14 protein-coding genes and 3 tRNA genes are annotated in these 21,570 nt (G+C 63.2%); 3 read left to right on the top strand and 14 right to left on the bottom strand.

Translation table 11 applies throughout. The annotated features are described in order from the left end of the window. Window positions 1–91: 91 nt before the first annotated feature. From nadA to purL, 12 genes are all read right to left on the bottom strand, one after another. Complete coding sequence (gene nadA, locus PJK54_RS15685; RefSeq protein ID WP_084209590.1) at window positions 92–1,150, bottom strand: quinolinate synthase NadA; 1,059 nt, start codon at window positions 1,148–1,150, stop codon at window positions 92–94. Window positions 1,151–1,509: 359 nt separating this feature from the next. Continuing rightward, window positions 1,510–1,584: transfer RNA gene (locus PJK54_RS15680), tRNA-Lys, on the bottom strand. A gap of 16 nt (window positions 1,585–1,600) precedes the next feature. Beyond that, window positions 1,601–1,675: transfer RNA gene (locus PJK54_RS15675), tRNA-Lys, on the bottom strand. Between the two features lie 36 nt (window positions 1,676–1,711). Beyond that, a tRNA-Lys gene (locus PJK54_RS15670) sits at window positions 1,712–1,786 on the bottom strand. A gap of 258 nt (window positions 1,787–2,044) precedes the next feature. Beyond that, window positions 2,045–2,905 (bottom strand): 23S rRNA pseudouridine(2605) synthase RluB, encoded by an 861-nt coding sequence (rluB, locus tag PJK54_RS15665; protein ID WP_240499734.1) that lies wholly within the window; start codon window positions 2,903–2,905, stop codon window positions 2,045–2,047. A 290-nt stretch (window positions 2,906–3,195) separates the two neighbouring features. Continuing rightward, on the bottom strand, window positions 3,196–4,269 hold the full coding sequence (gene scpB / locus PJK54_RS15660; RefSeq protein WP_271303318.1) for an SMC-Scp complex subunit ScpB: 1,074 nt from the start codon (window positions 4,267–4,269) through the stop codon (window positions 3,196–3,198). Continuing rightward, complete coding sequence (locus tag PJK54_RS15655) at window positions 4,266–5,303, bottom strand: segregation and condensation protein A (protein WP_271303317.1); 1,038 nt, start codon at window positions 5,301–5,303, stop codon at window positions 4,266–4,268. Before PJK54_RS15655 ends, scpB begins: the two co-directional genes overlap by 4 nt. A gap of 216 nt (window positions 5,304–5,519) precedes the next feature. Next, a complete protein-coding gene (locus PJK54_RS15650) occupies window positions 5,520–6,734 on the bottom strand; it encodes a tryptophan--tRNA ligase (RefSeq protein ID WP_169477286.1) in 1,215 nt (404 codons plus the stop codon). A 120-nt stretch (window positions 6,735–6,854) separates the two neighbouring features. Further along, entirely contained in the window at window positions 6,855–8,630 is a 1,776-nt protein-coding gene (locus PJK54_RS15645; protein WP_084207879.1) for a DEAD/DEAH box helicase, read from the bottom strand. Window positions 8,631–8,864: 234 nt separating this feature from the next. Beyond that, on the bottom strand, window positions 8,865–9,530 hold the full coding sequence (locus PJK54_RS15640; RefSeq protein ID WP_271303316.1) for an enoyl-CoA hydratase-related protein: 666 nt from the start codon (window positions 9,528–9,530) through the stop codon (window positions 8,865–8,867). Between the two features lie 225 nt (window positions 9,531–9,755). Next, window positions 9,756–11,402 (bottom strand): FMN-binding glutamate synthase family protein, encoded by a 1,647-nt coding sequence (locus PJK54_RS15635; protein ID WP_077380188.1) that lies wholly within the window; start codon window positions 11,400–11,402, stop codon window positions 9,756–9,758. A gap of 239 nt (window positions 11,403–11,641) precedes the next feature. Further along, window positions 11,642–15,556 (bottom strand): phosphoribosylformylglycinamidine synthase, encoded by a 3,915-nt coding sequence (gene purL, locus PJK54_RS15630; protein ID WP_077380230.1) that lies wholly within the window; start codon window positions 15,554–15,556, stop codon window positions 11,642–11,644. Window positions 15,557–15,728: 172 nt separating this feature from the next. Between purL and mltF the strand changes: the two genes are divergently transcribed. Beyond that, window positions 15,729–17,222 (top strand): membrane-bound lytic murein transglycosylase MltF, encoded by a 1,494-nt coding sequence (gene mltF, locus PJK54_RS15625; protein ID WP_077380190.1) that lies wholly within the window; start codon window positions 15,729–15,731, stop codon window positions 17,220–17,222. 97 nt (window positions 17,223–17,319) lie between these two features. After that, the gene (locus PJK54_RS15620) at window positions 17,320–19,275 is read left to right on the top strand and encodes a GGDEF domain-containing protein (RefSeq protein ID WP_077380192.1); all 1,956 of its coding nucleotides are present in this window, start codon (window positions 17,320–17,322) and stop codon (window positions 19,273–19,275) included. A 56-nt stretch (window positions 19,276–19,331) separates the two neighbouring features. Here PJK54_RS15620 and tadA read toward each other — a convergent pair whose 3' ends face one another. After that, window positions 19,332–19,817 (bottom strand): tRNA adenosine(34) deaminase TadA, encoded by a 486-nt coding sequence (gene tadA, locus PJK54_RS15615; RefSeq protein ID WP_083730713.1) that lies wholly within the window; start codon window positions 19,815–19,817, stop codon window positions 19,332–19,334. A gap of 154 nt (window positions 19,818–19,971) precedes the next feature. Between tadA and PJK54_RS15610 the strand changes: the two genes are divergently transcribed. Continuing rightward, the gene (locus PJK54_RS15610) at window positions 19,972–20,817 is read left to right on the top strand and encodes an acyl-CoA thioesterase (protein WP_077380196.1); all 846 of its coding nucleotides are present in this window, start codon (window positions 19,972–19,974) and stop codon (window positions 20,815–20,817) included. Between the two features lie 115 nt (window positions 20,818–20,932). Here PJK54_RS15610 and PJK54_RS15605 read toward each other — a convergent pair whose 3' ends face one another. Beyond that, window positions 20,933–21,211: a hypothetical protein gene (locus tag PJK54_RS15605; protein ID WP_176494292.1), complete on the bottom strand. Its 279-nt coding sequence runs from the start codon at window positions 21,209–21,211 to the stop codon at window positions 20,933–20,935. Between the last annotated feature and the right edge of the window lie 359 nt (window positions 21,212–21,570).

The raw sequence follows: 21,570 nt of genomic DNA, 5'->3' as shown, positions 1-21,570 counted from the left end.
CGACAATGAAAAACCGCCGCCCCGACTCCTCGGGTGCGGCGGTTTGCGTCGCCTGCCTGCAGCACCTCTCGTCGATCAGGCGTCGGCGTGATCAGCCACGATTGAACTCCAGCATGCGGGTCAGCGGCTTGAGCGCGCGCTCACGCAGGCTGTCGTCGACGAAGATTTCCTCGCCGTTGGCCTCGGCGGGATCACGGCGCAGCACCGCGGCCAGATTCTCGAGACCATTCATCGCCATCCACGGGCAGTGCGCACAGCTCTTGCAGGTCGCGCCATTGCCGGCGGTCGGCGCCTCGAACAGCTGCTTGCCCGGTGCTGCCTGCTGCATCTTGAAGAAGATGCCGCGGTCGGTGGCGACGATCATCTGCTCGTGAGGCAGCTCGACGGCGGCCTTGATCAGCTGGGACGTGGACCCCACCACGTCGGCAAGCTCCACCACCGACTGCGGCGATTCCGGGTGCACCAGCACCGCGGCGTCAGGGTGGACCTTGAGCAGGTCGGTGATGCCCTGGGCGCGGAACTCGTCATGCACGATGCAGGCACCATCCCACAGCAGCATGTCAGCGCCGGTCTGCTTCTGCACATAGGCGCCCAGATGCTTGTCCGGGGCCCAGATCAGCTTCTCGCCCTTCGCGTGGAGGTGCTCGATCACGTCAACGGCGATGGAGGAGGTCACCACCCAGTCGGCACGCGCCTTCACCGCCGCCGAAGTGTTGGCGTAGACGACCACGGTGCGATCGGGATGGGCATCACAGAAGGCGGCGAATTCGTCTTCCGGGCAGCCCAGATCCAGCGAGCAGGTCGCCTCCAGCGTCGGCATCAGCACGCGCTTCTCCGGGGAGAGGATCTTGGAGGTCTCGCCCATGAAGCGAACGCCGGCGACGATCAACGTCGAGGCGTCATGACGGGCGCCGAAGCGCGCCATCTCGAGGGAATCCGCGACACAGCCGCCGGTGTCCTCGGCAAGCTGCTGGATGGCGTCATCGCAATAGTAATGGGCGACCAGCACGGCATCACGCTTGATGAGCAGCTGCTTGATCTCGGCGATCAGCGCAGCATCCCCTGCCGCGGGACGGGTCGGGCAGTACGCACGGGCGAGGTGCTCTCGCACCTGCTCGCGGACGCTATCGTGGGCCTCACGACCCGGCATGGCATTTGTCAGGCTGTTCATGTGTCTCTCACCTAGCCCACAGGGGCTCCCCCTGTGCTGAGTGGGTCAGGGCCCGGCCATGAGCACGAACGGCGCGTGGCGGCCCTCCCTTGCGCTGCAGCTGGGCTCCCCAGACTGCAACTGGTGCCTTGGGCGTCTATCGCCCTTGGCGGTGTCCTGTCGAGCGTCATCCTCTGAAGGACATGAGCCGTGGCTCGCGCACAAGGATACGCCTGCCACGCTCCCCGCTCCAGTCGACCTCACGCCAGGTACCCGGGCGTGCGTCGAGGCAACGCCGCGGAATCTTTCTGACGCATAACAAAAATTGCCCCGCGCCAATGAAGGCACGGGGCAAGATCTGGTGGGTCGTGAGGGATTCGAACCTTCGACCAATTGGTTAAAAGCCAACTGCTCTACCACTGAGCTAACGACCCAAAACTGGGTGGCGGATGGTGGGTCGTGAGGGATTCGAACCTTCGACCAATTGGTTAAAAGCCAACTGCTCTACCACTGAGCTAACGACCCGCCGCCGGGTGCTTTGCAAGAGACCATTTCGAGAAATGGTGGGTCGTGAGGGATTCGAACCTTCGACCAATTGGTTAAAAGCCAACTGCTCTACCACTGAGCTAACGACCCTTGCGAAGCGGGGCGTAAGATACCGCCATTCATGAGACGACGCAAGTCTTTTGCAAAAAAACTTCAAGCAAATGACCAGCTTGACCGCTCATGGCGCCCCGAGATCCCCACGCCATCCACCGTCCAGATGCACGCAAGCCCGCGACAGGCGCGGGCTTGCGAGACTTGCCGACGGCATGTCGAGGCTGACATGCACGTCAGGCCCACGGAAGGCCAGCCGGAGATGGTGAGCGCAAGGCACGCGATCTCCGCAGAGCCTCAGCGCGGCTTGCGTGTGCGCTGCGGCGGCTTCTTCATGGCGCGCACTGGACGACGCTTCTGCTTGTCGCGGCTCCAGCGGTTCTGCTCGTCCGGCGTCAGGGCCGGCGCCTTGCGGTGCTCGAGACCTGCCAGCGTGGACAGTTCATCGATCTCGCTCTGCTCCATCTCCACCCACTCACCGGCGCGAGCGCGCTTGTCGAGGAAGATGTTGCCGTAGCGCACGCGCTTCAGGCGGCTGACGGTCAGCCCCTGGGAGTCCCACAGACGACGAACCTCACGGTTGCGGCCTTCCATGATCACCACGTGGAACCAGCTGTTGATGCCTTCGCCGCCGAATTCCTGCACGTCGGTGAAACGCGCCGGGCCATCTTCCAGCATGACGCCATTGACCATGTTGACGACGTGCTCGCGCTTGACCTCACCCATGACACGCACGGCGTATTCACGCTCGATCTGGGTCGACGGGTGCATCAGACGGTTGGCCAGCTCACCATCGGTGGTGAACAGCAACAGACCGCTGGTGTTGATGTCCAGACGACCGATGGCGATCCAGCGCTCACCTTTCAGGCGCGGCAGACGCTCGAAGACGGTACGACGGCCTTCCGGGTCCTTGCGCGTGCACAGCTCGCCTTCCGGCTTGTTGTACATGATGACGCGGCGCGCACTTTCCTCGGCGCCCTTGAGGTTCTGCGGGCGATCATCGAGGCTGACCTGGTCGTTGGGGCCGACGCGGTCTCCCAGCTGGGCGACCTTGCCGTTGACCTTGACGCGGCCGGCGCTGATCGCGACTTCCATCTCACGGCGTGAGCCGAGACCGGAGCGCGCCAGCACCTTCTGCAGCTTCTCGTCGTCGGCCAGCTTGTCGCCCTTGGCCTGCGGCGGCAGCGGACGCAATTCCGGGGCTTCGGCGGCGGCCGGCTTCTTGCCGACATTGGCCTTGCTGCCACGGGTGGACTTGCCCATGTCGCGACGCGGCTGTGCGCCGTCCTTGCTGGCAGCGTGCTTGCCAGCCGCCTTGCTGTCCGTCGCCTTGCCGCCCGCGAAGGCCTTGCCAGTGGTCGACTTGCCGTCGTTCTGGCGTGACGCCTTGCGCTTATCAGTGTCTGTCTTGCTCATGACATGAACCATTTCATCAATAGGAATTTCGCTTACGCAGGGTCGTCATCATCGACGGTCCCGGCAGCGGAGGAGTCATTGGGTGGCGTATCGCCAGCCCCGTCCTCATCTTCTGCACCGCGCAAACGTTGGCTGAGGCGCGCTTCGATCGTGGCGAAGTCGAACCCCGAGCCGGTGGACGCCATCCCGGCGTGATCATGTTCCGCCTGTGAGGCGGAGGGTCCTGCGGTATTCGGTGAATCATCCGCGACATCGAGCGCGCGCGCCTTCAGCGCCTCCTCCAGCTGCTCGGCGGTGATCTCCGGCGGCTGCCAGTCGGCGGGCACCTGAGCCCCCGTCGTCTCTGACGATGTCTCGTCTGACGATGTCTCGTCCGAGAAAGTCTCGGCTGACGGCGCATCAACGGCTGTCGCATCAGAGGCTGCCGCATCGGGGCCTGACGGGGCGAGATCCGGCGCATCGTCGGCCGATGCCTCCCCGTCGCCCTCGCCATCCGGGTCTTCCGGCAGCGGCAAGGTCTGTGAGGGCGGCACATCATACAGCTCCGCTTCCAGCTGTTCGAGTCCTTCGAAGCCTTTCAGTTCATGCACCGGCGGCAGCTCTTCCAATGTCTTGAGCCCGAAGTCGTCAAGAAACTGGCGCGTGGTGGCGAAGACCGCCGGCCGCCCCGGCACGTCACGGTGCCCGACCACCCGCACCCAGCCGCGCTCGACCAGGGTACGCATGATGGAAGAGCTGACCGTCACGCCACGCACCTGCTCGATATCACCGCGGGTCACCGGTTGACGATAGGCCACCAGCGCCAGCGTCTCCAGCAGAGCGCGAGAATAGCGCTGCGGGCGTTCTTCCCACAGCCGTGACACCCAGGGAGAGAACTGCTGGCGAACACGCAGCCGCCAGCCACTGGCGGTCTCGATCAGCTCCAACGCACTGGCGTCGGCCGGATGGCGCTCTCCCAGCCGGCCCAGTGCCTCACGCAGCGCAGGCTTGGTGGGGCTTGAATATTCATCGAACAATCCCGCCAGACGCTCCAGCGTCAGCGGTTCACCGGCAGCCAGCAGCGCCGCTTCGATGATCTGGTCGAGGGGGGCATCGCGCGAACTCATGACGGCGCGTTCTCCTGCTCGTCGGATGGGGGGAAGGAAGGTGACGTCTGCGCATCCTCGAACGCCGCGTCATCGTACGCTGCGTCATCGAACGCCCCCTGGTCGGCCGCCACCTCGTCTTCGTCGGCGAATTCCAGTGCCAGCCAGTCCTCGTCGTCCTCGCTGTCAGGCTCCGGCGTACGGGCACGCACGTGAATAGGCGACAGCGGCGCATTCTGCACGACCTCGATCAGCGCCTCCTTGGCCAGCTCCAGAATCGCCATGAAGCTGACCACCACGCCGGCACGCCCCTCTTCGAGGGTGAACAGTCTTTCGAAGGGCGTGAAGTGCTCGTGGCTCAGCAGGTTCATGATCGCCAGCATGCGCTCACGGGTCGACATCACCTCACGCGAGATGGTGTGCGCCTGGACGAGATCCGCCTGACGCAGGAGACCGGACAGCGCGCCGAGCAGCTCCGAGAGGTCCACTTCAGGGTGGACGACACGCGTCTCCAGCTCCGGCAGCTCCGCCGTGGCGACGAACCAGTCACGCCCCTGGCGTGGCATCTCGTCCAGCCCTTCGGCGGCCAGCTTGGTCTGCTCGTACTCCTGCAGACGCCGGATCAGCTCGGCGCGCGGGTCCTCTTCCTCGTCATCATCACTCTCCTTCGGCTGGCGCGGCAGCAGGCTGCGCGACTTGATCTCCGCCAGCATCGCGGCCATCAGCAGATATTCCCCGGCAAGGTCGATCTGCATGGCGTGCATCAGCTCGACGTACTCGATGTACTGATGCGTGATGGCCGCGACGTTGATGGCGAGGATGTCGAGGTTCTGACGACGGATGAGATACAGCAGCAGATCCAGCGGCCCCTCGAAGGTCTCGAGAAAGACCCGCAGTGCCTCAGGCGGGATGTAGAGATCCTGCGGCATCTCGGTGAGCGGCGTGTCGTTGACGCGCGCCAGCACGGCCGATCCCGCTGCAGGTGCGGCGATCAGCGGTGCGGGCTGATGCCCATCGGTCAGGGAAAAGCTGGCGCCATCGAGCAGGTCGCTCATGAAGTCTCCTGCAGGAGGCTGAAGTCGGGAGAACCAGGGCGGAGGATGCACCGGGTCGTCGGAGGCACCATCGAGCCGCACGGCGACCGGGGGACGGGCATTCTAGCCGTTCAGGGCCCATCCCCCAAGTCATGATGGTACCGAGAGTCGCGATGGGGTCGAAGGTCATGGTGGCGCGGGGACCTGCCGAATTCGCGACGCCCAGTACAAGGCCGATCACCGATAGGTGAGGCCGATCACGCGTCGCAGCTCATCCAGAGTATCGCGAACGGTGTCCCGGGCACGCTCGGCACCCTCGGTCATCATGGTACGTACCTTGCCATGCTCGCCTTCCAGCGCCTCGGCGCGATCGCGGATCGGCGTCAGGGTGGCATCGATATGCTCGACCAGACAGCCCTTGCAGTCCAGGCAGCCGATACTGGCCTCACGACAGCCTGCGGCCGCCCACTTGCGGTCCGCTTCGGGAGTGAAGCTTTCATGCAGACTCCACAGCGGGCAACGCTCAGGGTCGCCCGGATCACTGCGCCGCACCCGCGCGGGGTCGGTGGGCATCTCGCGCACGCTGGCGTCTATCTCGGCACGCCCACTGCGCAGGAAGATGGCCTCCTCATGCGACGACAACCGGGTCTTGAGTTCCATGCCCAGCAGCGGCTGGCTGTCCCCCTGCCAGTGTTCCGGCTCACCGAGGATGCGCCGCCCGCCGCCTTCCAGATAGCCGAGCAGGCGCTCCTGCTGATTGCGGTTGAGCTTGCTGGTCTCGGCCAGCAGTCCACGCGCGCGCTCGAAGGCCTCGAGATCCCCCTCTTCCTGATAGTCACTCAGCCATTCGCGATACAGGCGACCACTCTTCTTGCCGAGCCGCGCGATGGCCCGCTCCGCCTGCTCCTCGAAGCCGGCGTCGCGTCCATAACGATGGTTGAAGCGCCTCGCCACCTCGCGGGTGAACTCGATGTGCGCGCGCTGTTCCGGTCCGGCGGGCACGACCTCGCCCCGCAGCGCCAGGATGTCGGCCGCCTGCATCAGAGGGGCACCCAGCATCGCGAAACTGGCCCCCTGCTGCTCACCGAGTCCCGCCACCATCTCACGATAGCTGGGCAGACGCTCCAGCCATGCCTTGGGCGTCACGCTGGACAGGATCATGTGCACGTCGGTCAGCTCCGGCACCCACGACTGGATGAACAGGGTGGCGACCTTGGGGTTGATCCCACAGGCAAGGCAATCGATGACCATGGCCCAGCTGTACTGCTCGATTTCATGGGGCGCATGCCCACTGACCGCCAGCGCGTTCCAGTCGGCGATCAGAAAATAGGCATCGTGGTGGTACTGCAGCTCGGTCCAGCGTCGGATCACGGCATGATAGTGTCCGAGCGTCAGGTGTCCGCTGGGGCGTAAGCCGGACACCAGCCTGGCCGAGGTATCGGTGGCACTCACCTTGTGAGTTCTCCCTGAAACGTATGAAGCGGCCAGTCTAACAATCCCGGCCCCCGATCAGCATCCCCGTGACGTCGTGTCTCGTACGGGGGGCGTCATGCTCTGCGTCACGCAGACGACTCACCCCGCCGCGATGCCGGTGCGATAGCGCCCGGCGTAATCGAACAGCTTGTCACGAATCTGCCAGTAGCGGCCGCTCTTGCGCCCGATGACGAAGTCAGGGGCCTTGAGGCGCTCCTCGCCGGCCAATACCTCGGCGATGTCCTTCGGCGCCCAGTCACTGCCCGGCGCCCGCAGGTGCCGGGCGAGAAAGCTCAGGCGAAAGGCATGGCGCTGAGCGGACGTCTCGAGCGCGAACCACTCGGACAGATCGGTGCCATCCTCGTCGTAATAGGTCACCTTCAAGCGTGGCAGACCGCGCCCGTTGCGCGTCTCCTCCAGCTGCCAGCCACTGACGCGCAGCACCCGTGCATCACGCAGCTTGAGCGCATCGCGCAGCTTGTCATCCGGGTCCACCAGCCGCGCCTGACAGGCGTGACAATGGCGCGCGGCGATGTCATTGGCCTCGCCACACTGCGGACAGGCCTTGGCGCGATAGCGGAAATCACACTGCACCAGCGGCTTGCCCTCGCCGTCGGGCGACTCCACCAGCCCCTGACAACGCCGCCCGAAGTGCTCCACCACCAGCTCCCCATCCTTGCGCCCCCAGAACAGATTGGCATTGCCGCACACGGGACACTCGACCTGCACGATCTCGGTATCCCCTGCCGGTTTGGGGGTAGCGACTTCCGGCGCGTAGAGATCCCAGGGATTGCCGGCGTAATCGAGAATCAGGCAGTCCGTCTTGCCGGGACTCAGGCGTAGCCCACGCCCGACGATCTGCTGATAGAGACTGACGGACTCGGTGGGCCGCAGGATGGCGATCAGGTCCACGTGCGGGGCATCGAAGCCGGTGGTGAGCACCGCCACGTTGACCAGATACTTGAGCTGCTGCGCCTTGAAGGCATGGATCAGGCGCTCGCGCTCATCGCCGGGCGTCTCACCAGTGATCAACGCCGCCTCACCCTCGGGCAGGAGCCCCGTGACCTCCTCGGCATGCTCGACGGTGGAACAGAACACCATCACCCCACGTCGCTCGCGTGCCTGGGAGACGATATCCAACACGATGCCTGGCGTCGCGCGTGAGCCCTGCACCACCTCGTTGAGCTCGGCTTCCTGGAAGCTGCCGCCGATCCCCGGTGCCAGCTGCGAGAAGTCATAGCGCGCCACGGCGACATCGACACGCCGCGGCTCGCTCAGAAAGCCCTGGCGCACCATCAGGCGCAACGGTTGCTCGAACACGCAGTCACGGAAGAAGCAGTCGTCATCACCGCGCACCATGCCGTGATAATGACGATGGAAGATGAAGCCCTGCCCGAGGCGATACGGCGTCGCCGTCAGTCCCAGCACCTTGAGGCGTGGATTTTGCTCACGCAGATGATGGATGACCTTGCGATAGCTGGCGTCCTTCTCCAGCGAGACCCGGTGACACTCGTCGATCACCAGCAGCGTGAACGCACCTGTCTGCTCACCCGGCGTGAAGGCCGCGAGATTGCGTACCACCGACTGCACCGAGCCGAACACCACCTGACGCGCGGCCTGCTTGCGCTTGAGGCCGGCACTGAAGATGTCGGCCTCCTTGCCATAGGATTCGTACTTGGCGTGATTCTGCTCGACCAGCTCGCGCACATGCGCCAGCACCAGCACGCGCCCGCGCGCGATACGCGCAAGCTCCGCGATCACCAGTGACTTGCCGCTGCCGGTGGGCAGCACGACCACCGCCGCCTCGTCACTCTTGCGGAAATGCTCCACGGTGCGCCGGACGGCTTCCTGCTGATAGGGACGTAGCTCAAACATGCCGGCTGTTCCCTGCAAGGACACGTGGGCCGGCCATGGGCAGCGGCATGATCAGAAAGAGTGGTGCAGACATGAGAGCTCGCCGGGTCACGGAAAAGGGGCACAGGTTGAGGGGCAATGGCCGCCCATGAGGGGTGAGGCAGCCATCCACCTGCAGAAGACCCATTATCCTGATCCCGCCCCCCGGCGGTAAAGCGACCGGGTGTGGATAACCCGAATGAAGGTCAGGTGCGCTCAGAAGCGCGGCGTGCGGCCTTCAAGCCTGGCGCCAACACATTCCATGTGCTCCGGCTGGCCGAGCAAGCCGGATTGCAGCCTGGCCTCCAGGGCCTCGCGGGCGGCAACCTTGCGGCCGCTCCAGCTCAGTTCATGCAACCAGTCAGGACGCACTCCACGTGCCGTGACGCTGATGCCCATGTCAGGAATGATGCCCCAGGCGATCTCGAGCACCGCCAGGCGCGCATCCGGATCACACAGTCGGACATCCGCCCCCAGCGCGATCTGCAGCCCGCCCCCGAAGACATTGCCCTGCAGGGCCGCGATCACCGGTACGCCGGCATCCCGCCAGCCCAGTGCCAGCTGCTGAACGGTATTGCGCTCAGGCGTGCAGCCATTGGCCCCCGCGACGAGCAACTGCGGCACCCGCGCGGCCTCTCCCATGATGGCGGCCATGTCGAGCCCCGCGCAGAAACTGGCGCCTTCTCCGGATAGCACGATGGCTCGCAGCCCTCCCTCCTCGGCACGTGCCCGCAACTCTGCCTGGGCACCGAGGATGGCATCGATCATCGCCCAGTCGAGTCCATTGTGCTTGTCGGGTCGATTGAGGCGCACATCGGCGACATGCTCATTGATCATCACTGTCACGCGGCGTGCGGACGGGCACTTTGCGGCATCACTCATGGCGGCTCCCTCGAACGGCGAATGAAACGGCGGTCAGCGATTGCTCACGAGACACGACGGGCAGCCAATGCCCATGTCGACATGAGGTATCTGCGAGACACCTGACAGATAGCGCAATCTCGAGGTCCAGTGTGGCTGTCCGCACGCCATCATGAAACGGTCGTTTGGTCGCAGAGGATCCACACCCGGCCAATCGACATCGCAAGGCACCCTCTTGCATGACGTCTATTCGCGCTTGGCACCCGAGACGTCTGCCAGCGAGCGTGACTGGAAGCTGTCCGCCTGAGCCATCGCCCACACGCGGCGATAGAAGGGGAAATCGTCCGCTTCCTTGAGCAAGGCGCCGGGCGTCAGGAAGGGGTGCAGGTGCGAGAACAGACGCACTTCATTCTCCGACACGCGATGCACGAGATGGTCCGGAGTGATCTGCCACGGGGTCGAGAGCCCCGAGGCCGCGATGATTTCCGCCAGCGCATGCAGGGTGTTGTGATGGAAGTGCCGGACCTGCTCGGCCTTGTCTTCCACCACCAGCGACTTCTGTCGCAAATCATCCTGGGTGGCGATGCCCGTCGGACACTTGTTGGTATGACAGCTCAGCGACTGGATGCAGCCCAGGGCGAACATGTAACCGCGCGCGGCATTGACCCAATCCGCCCCCAAGGCCAGCACGCAGGCGATATCGAAGGCACTGATGATCTTGCCACTGGCGCCGATGCGCACGTCATCACGCAGCCCCGCGCCCACCAGGGTGTTGTGGACGAACAGCAGCCCTTCGCGCAGCGGTGTCCCGAGGTGATCGGTGAATTCCGTCGGCGCGGCTCCGGTGCCGCCCTCGCTGCCATCCACCACGATGAAGTCCGGCACGATTCCCGTTTCGCGCATTGCCTTGACGATGGCCATGAACTCCCAGGGCTGGCCCAGACACATCTTGAACCCGACCGGCTTGCCACCGGACAGCTCTCTCAGCCGCTGGATGAACTCCAGCAACTCGACAGGGGTACTGAAGGCGCTGTGACTGGCCGGCGAGATGCAGTCCTCGCCCATCGGAATGTCACGCGTCTCGGCGATCTCGCGGCTGATCTTGCTGGCTGGCAGCACACCGCCATGCCCCGGCTTGGCTCCCTGGCTCAGCTTTATCTCGATCATCTTCACTTGCTCGCTGGCCGCCTGACGGGCGAACTTCTCGGCATCGAAGCCCCCCTGCGCGGTGCGGCAGCCGAAATAGCCACTGCCCAGCTCCCAGATCAGATCGCCGGCGAATTCCCGATGGTAGGGGCTGATGCTGCCCTCGCCGGTATCGTGCGCGAATCCTCCCAGCATCGCGCCCTTGTTGAGCGCACGGATGGCATTGCCACTCAGCGAACCGAAACTCATCGCCGAGATGTTGAACAGCGAGGCACTGTAGGGCTGCGCACACTGCGTATTGCCGATCGTCAGACGGAAGTCACGAAAGTCAGGCACTTCGGAGGTCTGCATCGAGTGTCCGATGAATTCGTAACTGTCGGAGTAGACATCCAGCAAGGTACCGAAGGGCTGCGAGGAATTGCGCTGGCGTCCGCGGGCATAGACCAGCTCACGTTGCTTGTGGGAGAACGGTAGCTGGTCGGTATCCGACTCGAACAGGTACTGACGCATCTCCGGGCGCAGCGCCTTGAACAGATAGCGCATGTTGCCGATCACCGGGTAGTTGCGCCGCACGGCGTAATCCGACTGCCGCATGTCGTTGATGCCGACGGCGACCAACAGCAGGAAGATCACGGCCAGCGGCCACACCCAGGGGGTCTGCATCGTCAGAAGCAGACAGACGAGAGCCCCCAGCACACAGAGCAGAAAGACGGAATAACGCGGCAACAGCGACCATTTCAGCTTCATCACGACATCCTTGTAATGTGTCAGGCAGGGATTCGTGCCCCAGACCTCGAGGCATCCCCCACCTTAAGCCACCCGGCGTCCGACACCCAGCTCCCGACGTGGAACGCCACGTTGAGGGAGCCAGATGCCGCCAGCCAATCGGCTCGCGCGTCAGTCAGAACGCAAGACGCCCCCATGGCGTTCACCATGGGGGCGTCGGTCAGGCAATCATCACCTGTGCATTGCGCACTCTCGCGGGATCAATCGACCCAACGACGTGCATTGCGGAACATGCGCAACCAGGCGCCATCCTGCTCCCAGTCATCCGGACGCCAGGAGTTGGTGACGGCGCGCGCCACACGCTCCGGGTGCGGCATCATGATGGTGACGCGCCCGTCGTTGGTGGTGAGACCGGTGATACCGGACGGCGAGCCGTTCGGGTTGGCCGGATAACGCGTGGTGGTCTGGCCGTAGTTGTCGACGTAGCGCAGTGCCACCTGGCCGCTGCTCTGCATCTTGCGCAGGTGAGCGCTGTCGCGGAACTCGGCACGCCCTTCACCATGCGCGATGGCGATCGGCAGGCGCGAGCCTTCCATGCCATCGAGGAACAGCGAGGCACTCTTCTCGACCTCGACCATCGCGACACGCGCCTCGAACTGCTCGGACTCGTTGCGTACGAAGCGCGGCCAGGCCTCGGCCCCCGGGATCAGCTCCTTGAGCTGGGAGAGCATCTGGCAACCGTTGCAGACGCCCAGCGCGAAGCTGTCGTCACGCTGGAAGAAGCGCTCGAACTGTTCACGCGCACGCGCATTGAACAGCACCGACTTGGCCCAGCCGCCGCCGGCGCCCAGCACGTCACCGTAGGAGAAGCCGCCACAGGCGACCAGACCCCGCATGGTGTCCAGATCGACACGTCCTTCAAGGATGTCGCTCATGTGGACGTCCACCGCCTCGAAGCCGGCGCGGTCGAAGCTTGCCGCCATCTCGAGCTGACCATTGACGCCCTGCTCACGCAGGATCGCCATGCGCGGACGTGCACCGGTGTTCAGGTACGGCGCCGCGATGTCCTCGTTGACGTCGAAGGTGGCCTGGACGGAGAGACCCGGATCACGCACGTCGTTGATGGACTCGAATTCGCTCTTGGCGCAATCGGCGTTGTCACGCGCGGCCTGCATGCGATAGCTGGTCTCGGCCCACAGACGCTCGGCACTGGCACGCGTGGTGGAGAGCAGGTTCTGGCCCAGCAGCGTGATGTTGATCTGCTCATCATGACGCGGCGTGGCGATCACGCCACTGTGCTCGAGACCCACGGCCTTGAGCTCGGCGAGAATGGATTCGGTGTGCTCGCGACGCACCTGCACCACGGCACCCAGCTCTTCCGCGAACAGCGCGCCGGTGGCCTGACCCGGCTCGGCGGCGGTCCAGTCGAGGGAGATGTCGAGACCGACACGCCCCGCGAAGGACATTTCCATCAGGGTGGTCAACAGGCCGCCGTCGCTGCGATCGTGATAGGCCAGCAGCTTGCCTTCGACATTGAAGCGCTGGATGGCCTCGAAGAAGTGCTTGAGGTCTTCCGGCTTGGCAAGATCCGGCGCGTCATTGCCAACCTGTCCATAGACCTGCGCCAGCGCGGAGCCACCGAGACGGTGAGCGCCATGGCCGAGATCGATCAGGATCAGGTCCGTCTCCACGGCCTCGCCATTCAGCGTGCGACGCAGCTGCGGCGTGAGGGTACGCATGGCGTCGGTGACCGGCGCGAAGCCTGTCATCACCAGCGACAGCGGCGCGGTGATCGACTTGTCTTCGCCGTTCTCGTCCTGCCAGGCGGTACGCATGGACATCGAGTCCTTGCCGACCGGAATGGTCAGATCCAGCGCCGGGCACAGTTCCATGCCGACGGCGTGGACGGCATCAAACAGCGCCTGATTCTCGCCGGTGTGATCGGCAGCGCTCATCCAGTTGGCGGAGAGCTTGATGTCAGACAGCTTGGCGATCGGCGCGGCAGCGAGGTTGGTGATCACCTCGGCCACGGCCAGACGCGCGGAGGCGGCCGGCGAGATCAGCGCGACCGGCGTGCGCTCGCCCATCGCCATCGCTTCACCGACGTGGCTGTCGAGGGAGCTGGTGGTGACGGCGCAATCCGCCACCGGCACCTGCCACGGACCGACCATCTGGTCACGCGCGACCATGCCGGTGATCGAGCGGTCACCGATGGTGATCAGGAATTTCTTGGAGGCGACGGTGGGCAGCTGCAGCACACGGGTCATCGCTTCACGCGGGTCGAGGTTGTCCAGTGCCAGTGCCGGCAGTTCCAGCGCCTGACGCTCGAAGCTGCGTGACATCTTGGGCGGCTTGCCGAACAGCACGTCCATCGGCAGGTCGACCGGACGCGTATCGAAGTGACCATCCTTGACGATCAGCTCGTGCTCTTCCAGTGCTTCCCCGACCACGGCGTAGAGGCAGCGCTCACGCTCGCACAGCGCTTCGAAGGTGGCCAGATTCTCCGGCGCCACCGCCAGCACGTAGCGCTCCTGGGATTCGTTGCACCAGATTTCCAGCGGGCTCATGCCGGATTCGGCGCTCGGCACGGCGCGCAGATCGAACAGACCACCGCGACCGCCATCCTTGACCAGCTCCGGCAGTGCGTTGGACAGACCGCCCGCGCCGACATCGTGGATGAAGCAGATCGGGTTCTTGTCATCCAGCGCCCAGCAGCGATCGATGACTTCCTGCACGCGACGCTCCATCTCGGCGTTGTCACGCTGCACGGAGGCGAAGTCGAGGTCTTCGCTGGAGCTGCCGGAGGCCATGGAAGAGGCGGCACCGCCACCCAGACCGATCAGCATCGCCGGGCCACCCATCACGATCAGCTTGGCACCGACCGGAATGTCGCCCTTCTCGACGTGCTGACTGCGGATATTGCCGTAGCCGCCCGCCAGCATGATCGGCTTGTGATAGCCGCGACGCTCGATACCACCGGCGCCGAAGGCATCCTGCTCATAGGTACGGAAGTAGCCGTTGAGGTTGGGGCGGCCGAATTCGTTGTTGAAGGCAGCGCCACCGATCGGACCTTCGAGCATGATGTCGTAGGCGGTCTTGATGCGCTCCGGCTTGCCGTAGTCGTGCTCCCACGGCTGTTCGAAGCCCGGGATACGCAGGTTGGAGACGCTGAAGCCGGTCAGACCCGCTTTCGGCTTGGAGCCGACACCGGTCGCACCTTCATCACGAATCTCGCCACCGGCACCGGTCGCGGCGCCCGGATAGGGGGCGATGGCGGTCGGGTGGTTGTGAGTCTCGACCTTCATCAGGATGTTGATCGGTTCCTGATGATAGGTATAGATGTGGCCTTCGCCTGTCGGGAAGTAACGCCCGGCGGTCGGGCCTGCCATGACGGCGGCATTGTCACTGTAGGCGGACAGCACGCCATCCGGATGATGCTGGTAGGTGTTCTTGATCATCTTGAACAGCGAGTGCGACTGCGCTTCGCCGTCGATGGTCCAGTCCGCATTGAAGATCTTGTGGCGGCAATGCTCGGAGTTCGCCTGGGCGAACATCATCAGTTCGATGTCGGCAGGATTGCGGCCCAGAGTCTTGAAGGACTCGACCAGATAATCGATCTCGTCATCCGCCAGTGCCAGGCCCAGAGAGCCATTGGCCTGCACCAGTGCGTCACGACCACCGCCGAGGATGTCGACATGGGCAAGCTTTGCCGGGGCCTGATGCTGGAAGAGGCGCGCCGCGTCCTGAGTACGCGTCAGCACCGTTTCGGTCATGCGGTCGTGCAGGCGGGAAGACAGCGTGGCGAAGAGTTCTTCGCTCAGAGGGGCGTCGAGCTTGATGCGATAGGCGATGCCACGTTCGAGGCGGCGGACTTGCGGGAGACCACAGTTGGCAGCGATGTCGGTGGCCTTGGAAGACCAGGGCGACAGCGTGCCGAGGCGGGGAACGACGAGGAAGAGATGACCTTCGGGAGAACTCTCGTCGCGACTGGGGCCGTAGTCCAGCAGACGCTCGAGCGTGGTCCGGTCGGTACTGCTCAGTTCACCATCGACCTCGGCCAGATGCAGGTACTCGGCATGAAGGGATTCCACCTCCGGCACCAGCTCGCGCAATGCAGCCAGTAGACGGGAGTGACGGAAGGCGGAAAGGGCAGGCGCGCCTCGCAGTTCGAGCATGGTCAGGGAAAGCCTCTGAAGCAGCGTGAACGGACAACCGCCGAGCGGCGGCAGCAAGCGCATATCATACGTGAAAGCCGCCCGTGAACGAAGCCCGACAGTCACATGCGTTGGATGACAGTGTGAAGCGCTGTCGGTATGGTGAAACCCCTGCCGTGAATGATGCTGACGCATGCTCAAGACCTCGCTTTCCTCCCTCATCACGCCCCTGCAAGCACTGCTGCGCCATTCGCGCCGGTGGCTTGCGCTCGTGGTGATGGCGCTGGCCCTGCTGTTGCCGGAAAAGACCCTGATCGCCCCGCCCTCCCGGCTTGACGATGTTCGCACGCGCGACTTCCTTCAGGTGGTGACTCGCAACAGCCCGACCACCTACTACCGTGGCCGTCAGGGCCCCACCGGTTTCGAGTATGAGCTGGCGCGAGACTTTGCCGACTACCTCGGCGTCAGCCTGTCGATGGATGCAGAACACAATATCGAATCCCTCACCCGAAGCGTGCGTGATGATCAGGCCGATTTTGCCGCCGCCACCCTCCCTCTTGACCTGTCAGAGCAGGGGCTGCGCTTCACTCGACCGATTCTCGAACTGCAGGCGATGGTGGTCTATCGACGCGGAATGCAACCGCCCAGAGAGCTTGAAGATCTGGTCGGCAAGCGGATCGGCGTCATCAAGGGAGCCGGTACCAGCCTGATTCTGCATGAGCTTCAACAGCAGCTTCCCGAGCTCAGCTGGAAGGAAACCGGCGAACTCGAGGTGGCCGACCTCCTGCAGCGCATCGAGGAAGACAGCCTGGACGTGGCGGTCGTCTACGCCCACCAGTTCAAGCTCAATCGGCTGTTCTTCCCCAATGTGGAGAACGGCTTCACCGTGGGGGACCCATTGACTCTGGCCTGGGCCTTCCCGGCGCAGGGAGATATCTCCTTGCTGAGCGCTGCCAACGATTTTCTCGAGACACGCAGCGAGGATGGCACCCTGGACCAGCTGGTCGACCAGTACTTCGGGCATGATGACTATCTGGAATATGTGGGCGCTCGTACCTTCATCCGCCAGGCACGAGAGCGGCTCCCGCGCTACATCGATACCTTCAAGCAAGCCGCTCGCGATACCGGCATCGATTGGAAACTGCTGGCGGCGGTGGGGTACCAGGAATCCCATTGGCAACCGAAAGCGACGTCACCTACCGGGGTACGTGGGCTGATGATGCTGACCAACGCCACCGCCCGCGAGATGAACGTGGCCAATCGTTTGGACCCCGTCCAGAGTATCGATGGCGGGTCACGCTATCTTGTGAGTATAAAGGGACGTCTTCCCGAAGGAATTCAGGAGCCGGACCGGACCTGGATGACATTGGCAGCCTACAATGTCGGTCTCGGGCACCTGCTGGATGCCAGGCGCATCGTGCGCATGAAAGGTGGCAACCCCGACCACTGGAAGGATGTGCGCGAGGCATTGCCTCTGCTGCAGAAACGCCAATGGTATCAACAGGTACGTTATGGCTATGCCCGCGGTGGTGAGCCTGTCATCTATGTACGCAACATCCGGCGGTATTATGAAATACTCAACTATGTTTACCGCAGTCAGCAGCAGTTCTATCAGCTGAATGAGCGCCAGATAACCGATGATGAAGGGGACAACAATCCCTTCGATACCGTCCCCCCGATCCTGTGATCCATGAACAAGGTAGTGGGAAACCTGTCGGCGACTCGTGACAGGCGAGAAAAGCGCGCACGGGGCGTGGTGCATCAGGAGCTTCTAAGGACAGGGAATGACACGCAGATTCATCTTGATGTTGCTTGGCCTGCTTGCCTTCGGCGTCGCCTTGCTGGGCCTCTGGCCTCGCGCCGGCCACGAAGCCAATGCACTGCTGTTGATCATGCTGACATTGCAGGCGGCAGGACAGACTGCGTGGCACTGGCGCAACCTGTTCCTCAGTCCACTGTTTCTCGGCATGTCCCTGCTCATCAACCTGGTGCTTACCTGCACCTTTCTCTTGCCGGAAAGCTGGGTCGGTGTCGATCATTGGGGCGCGTTGCTGACCGCCCTGCCCGGTGACTGGCATGTCGCCAACATTCGCCCTCCGATTCTGATTCTGCTGGCATGCCTGGGGCTCAACTGCTGTTCTCTCTTGCGGATGCGCCTGGGCTTCGGCGCCACGATACAGCTGGCGCAGACGACTCTCATACTGATCTTCGCCATCATCGCCGACCCGAGTCTCTCCGTGGCCAGCATGCCGCTGGTAGGGGTGGAGCGAACCACGCTGCTTGCCTTCCTGGGCTTGCTTCTGGCTGCACAATGGCTGGATCTGCTGCCAGCGCTCACTCGCATGTGGCGACGCAACGTGCTGCCCCTGGCCATCTCTGCCTCCATCACGCTCGTCTGTCTTCTGGCGTGGCAACAGCAGACCAAGGATGAGAACAACCGCATCAACCAGGCGACCTATGTACTGGGCGACAAGATCGCGACACAGCTGTCACGCGAGATCGATGATCAACTCAATGCCATGCGGCGCTTCGCCGGCTTCTGGAGCCTGATGGGGCAGACACCTTCACGGGGTGAATGGCAACGTCTGGCACGAAATTATTACAATGATTTCAATTACTTCCAGAATATCGCCTTCATTGATCCCGACAGCGTGGTGACTCTGGTATTCCCCGACAAGGGCGGCAACCATGATCTGCTGGGCGTGAGGCTATTTGATGCCCAGCCAGATACCCCCCTGCGCAATCCGCTGGAGCTGGGCATTGAAGGCCACACCGGCATCATCGATCTCCTGCAGGGCGGCAAGGGCATGGTGTCCTACCTGCCTGTACGCAATCCGCGTGATGGAGACATCCTCGGCGCCATCGCCATGGTGGTAGATCTGGCACCGCTGCTGGACCAGGCACTGGATGCCGCCCGCAATGATGCCTTTGCCATCACGTTGTCAGAACGCAGCAATGTCTACATTCATGTAGGCCCGGAAAGCCGTCTTGCTCCCTGGGGGCATCGAATCCCCATCGAACTTCCCGCCACGGACCTGACGCTGGGCTTGCAGCCGACGCAGCATTACCTCGCAGCAAGCCGTGGCCGCCTGCCAGAAGTCACGCTCCTGACCGGCATCATGCTCTCGTATCTGCTCTTCCTGGTGGTCTACATGTACCGCCGCGTCTCCCAGGAGCATGGCATCGTCAAGCAAGCCAACGATGCCCTGAAGGAAGAGATGACGCGCCGAGAGCGACTGCAGAACGAGATACAATGGCTGGCACGTCATGATGAGCTGACCCAGCTCCCCAATCGCCGTTATTTCCTCGAGCAGGTGCAGACCTTCAATGGCCAGATGCCACTGACGGTGATGATACTGGACATCGATTTCTTCAAATCGATCAACGACAAGCTGGGGCACCTCGAGGGCGATCGCTATCTGCAGAAGATAGCCTCGGTATCGCGAGCGCCTGTCGAGGCAGCGGGAGGGATTCTGGCACGTTTCGGCGGCGAGGAATTCGTCGTCTGCATCCCCGAATGCCCTCGTGCTGTCGGCCGGACGCTCGCGGAAGAGCTGCGTCGTGCCGTACAGGCGGCAGGTCTCCCCCAGCCTGCCACGGACAGTGTCGTCACCGTCTCGGTTGGCATGGCCTGCGTGGCCAGAGCACCTCTGCGACTGGAAGCACTGCTCCAGGCGGCGGATGAGGCGCTGTATCGCGCCAAGTCCAGTGGGCGCAATCAGGTCCAGGTCGCCGCCTGAAGCCTCATGCTCCCTTGAAGCACCGGCTTCATCGCAGGGTCATGGCAGGCGCCGAGTCAGGGTGACGCATCGGTTGGCAACGCGGCAGCGCGCCGCTCGGCGAAGAACTGCTTGAGCAGGCGTTTCGCCTGGGCAGCCAGCACCCCACCTTCTATCTGTACCTGATGGTTATGCCACGGCTGCACGAAGAGGTTGGCCCGAGACTCCACCATCCCCGTCTTCGGCTCAGCGGCACCATATACCACGCGCGCCACACGGGCGTGGATCAGGGCGCCACTGCACATCATGCAGGGCTCGAGGGTGACATAGAGCGTGCAGTCATCAAGCCGATAGTTGCCAAGCCTGGCCGCTGCTGAACGCAGTGCCTGAATCTCGGCGTGTGCCGTCGGATCCGGAGTCCCGACCGGGGCATTGAACCCGCTCCCGATGATCTCCCCCTGTGGGTTCACCACGACGGCCCCCACCGGCACCTCTCCAGCCTCCAATGCCAGCCGCGCCTGATCCAGGGCGCGGTGCATGTAGTACTGATCCTTGCGAGGCATCGCCGCCTCAGACCTCACGCTCTCGTCGCTCACCGTCATTCTCCGGTATCCTGATGTCATTGGCGCAAGCGACATGATACCGGCTAATGCCAACGCGCTCATTTGCTCGTATCAAAGCCGCTTGCCGTGACTCTTTTTCCTGAAGGATGGGACGATGACCGACGCTTCACCGACACCGCTTGAATCACTCGTCACCTTGCTGGGGCTGGAAACTCTGGAAGAGAATCTCTTCCGGGGTCACAGCCAGGATCTCGGCTTTCCACAACTGTTCGGGGGGCAGGTACTTGGCCAAGCGTTGTCCGCCGCGACACGCACCGTCCCCTCGGAACGGAAGGTGCATTCGCTGCATGGCTACTTTCTTCGCCCGGGGGATGCTCACAAGCCAGTCGTCTACCAGGTCGATGGCGTACGTGATGGCGGCAGCTTCACGACCCGACGCATCAGCGCCATCCAGAACGGCAAGACCATCTTCTTCTGCAGCGCCTCCTTCCATGGCAAGGAAGAGGGCTTCACGCATCAGCTCGCCATGCCCGATATCGAATCCCCTGAGCAGTTGATCGAACAGGGGGCACGCATCGAACGTTACGAGGGCCATCCCATCGAGTTCCTGCGCATGAAGGCCCCGGCTACGACAAGCGAGGGCGCGTCATCAGCGCCACCTCGTCAGCGCCTCTGGTTCCGTCTTTCAGGCGAGCTGCCGGAAGATGATGCTCTGCACCGTTATCTCCTGACCTACAGCTCCGACTTCAACCTGCTGGCCACTGCGCTGGGAGGACACGGTGTACGCTTCGGCTCCCCGGAGCTGCAGATGGCCAGCCTGGATCACTCACTCTGGTTCCACCAGGATGTTCGCGTCAACGACTGGTTGCTGTACGAGATGGATAGCCCATGGGCAGGCGGTGCTCGCAGCTTCTCGCGCGGCAGCCTCTACAATCGCCATGGCGAATTGGTCGCGTCCAGCGCTCAGGAAGGGCTGACGCGCCTGCGCCAACGCTCCTGAACGATCGATGGAACGACGATGCCCCTCTTGAGAAGCACTCTTGAGGGGCATCGTTTGTTCTGACTTGCAGCCAAGGGGTCGTGCTGCAACCACCGCCATTGCCACGAGATGCAGATCACTTCAGTGCCGTTCGGACCCGCGTACAGTTCTCGTCCCGATAACGCTGCTTGTAGTCATTGCGCTGAGACTGCCAACTACGCATCTGGCCTGAAGACCCACCGCCACGACGCATGGCGGTATAATATTCGATCTTGTTCTTGATGAACTGGCAACGTTTTATCTTCTCTTCACGCTCACCAGCAGATGCTGCTCCTGAAGCCGTCAGACCTATCAAGAGCACCATCAACGCTGCCAGCAATGACCTTGATGGGATAAATGAAAAGTATTTCGACATGCCGCCTCCTTGCGCGCGTTCACGAATAGTCCCGTGCGTGGTATTCAATGACATCGCAGTCATCGATCATGTTCTGCAGTAGAGAGAATATCCCCCGAGAACGTGGAATGCCTGCCCATGAGACTGATCATCAGCAGAGTACTGCCGTACTTCACCCTCCGTACTGATTAATAAACAAGAAAGCCGCTATCACGAAAATGATAGCGGCTTCTTGAGTCAATGTTTCAGCGGGCTTCGCTTATCCGTGGCCCTCTCTCGCACAACCTTCTGAGAGCACGACTTTTCTCACTCACAAAGAGAACCGGCCCCCCCCCCGGGGGGGGGGGGGGGGGGCGGTTTATTGCGCGCCCCAGTCCAAC

Origin of the sequence: Cobetia sp. MMG027 (assembly GCF_027947415.1) — a bacterium.
Lineage (GTDB): Bacteria > Pseudomonadota > Gammaproteobacteria > Pseudomonadales > Halomonadaceae > Cobetia > Cobetia marina.
The sequence above is the reverse complement of the archived record's forward strand: the minus strand, read 5'-3'. Positions and strand labels throughout refer to the sequence as shown.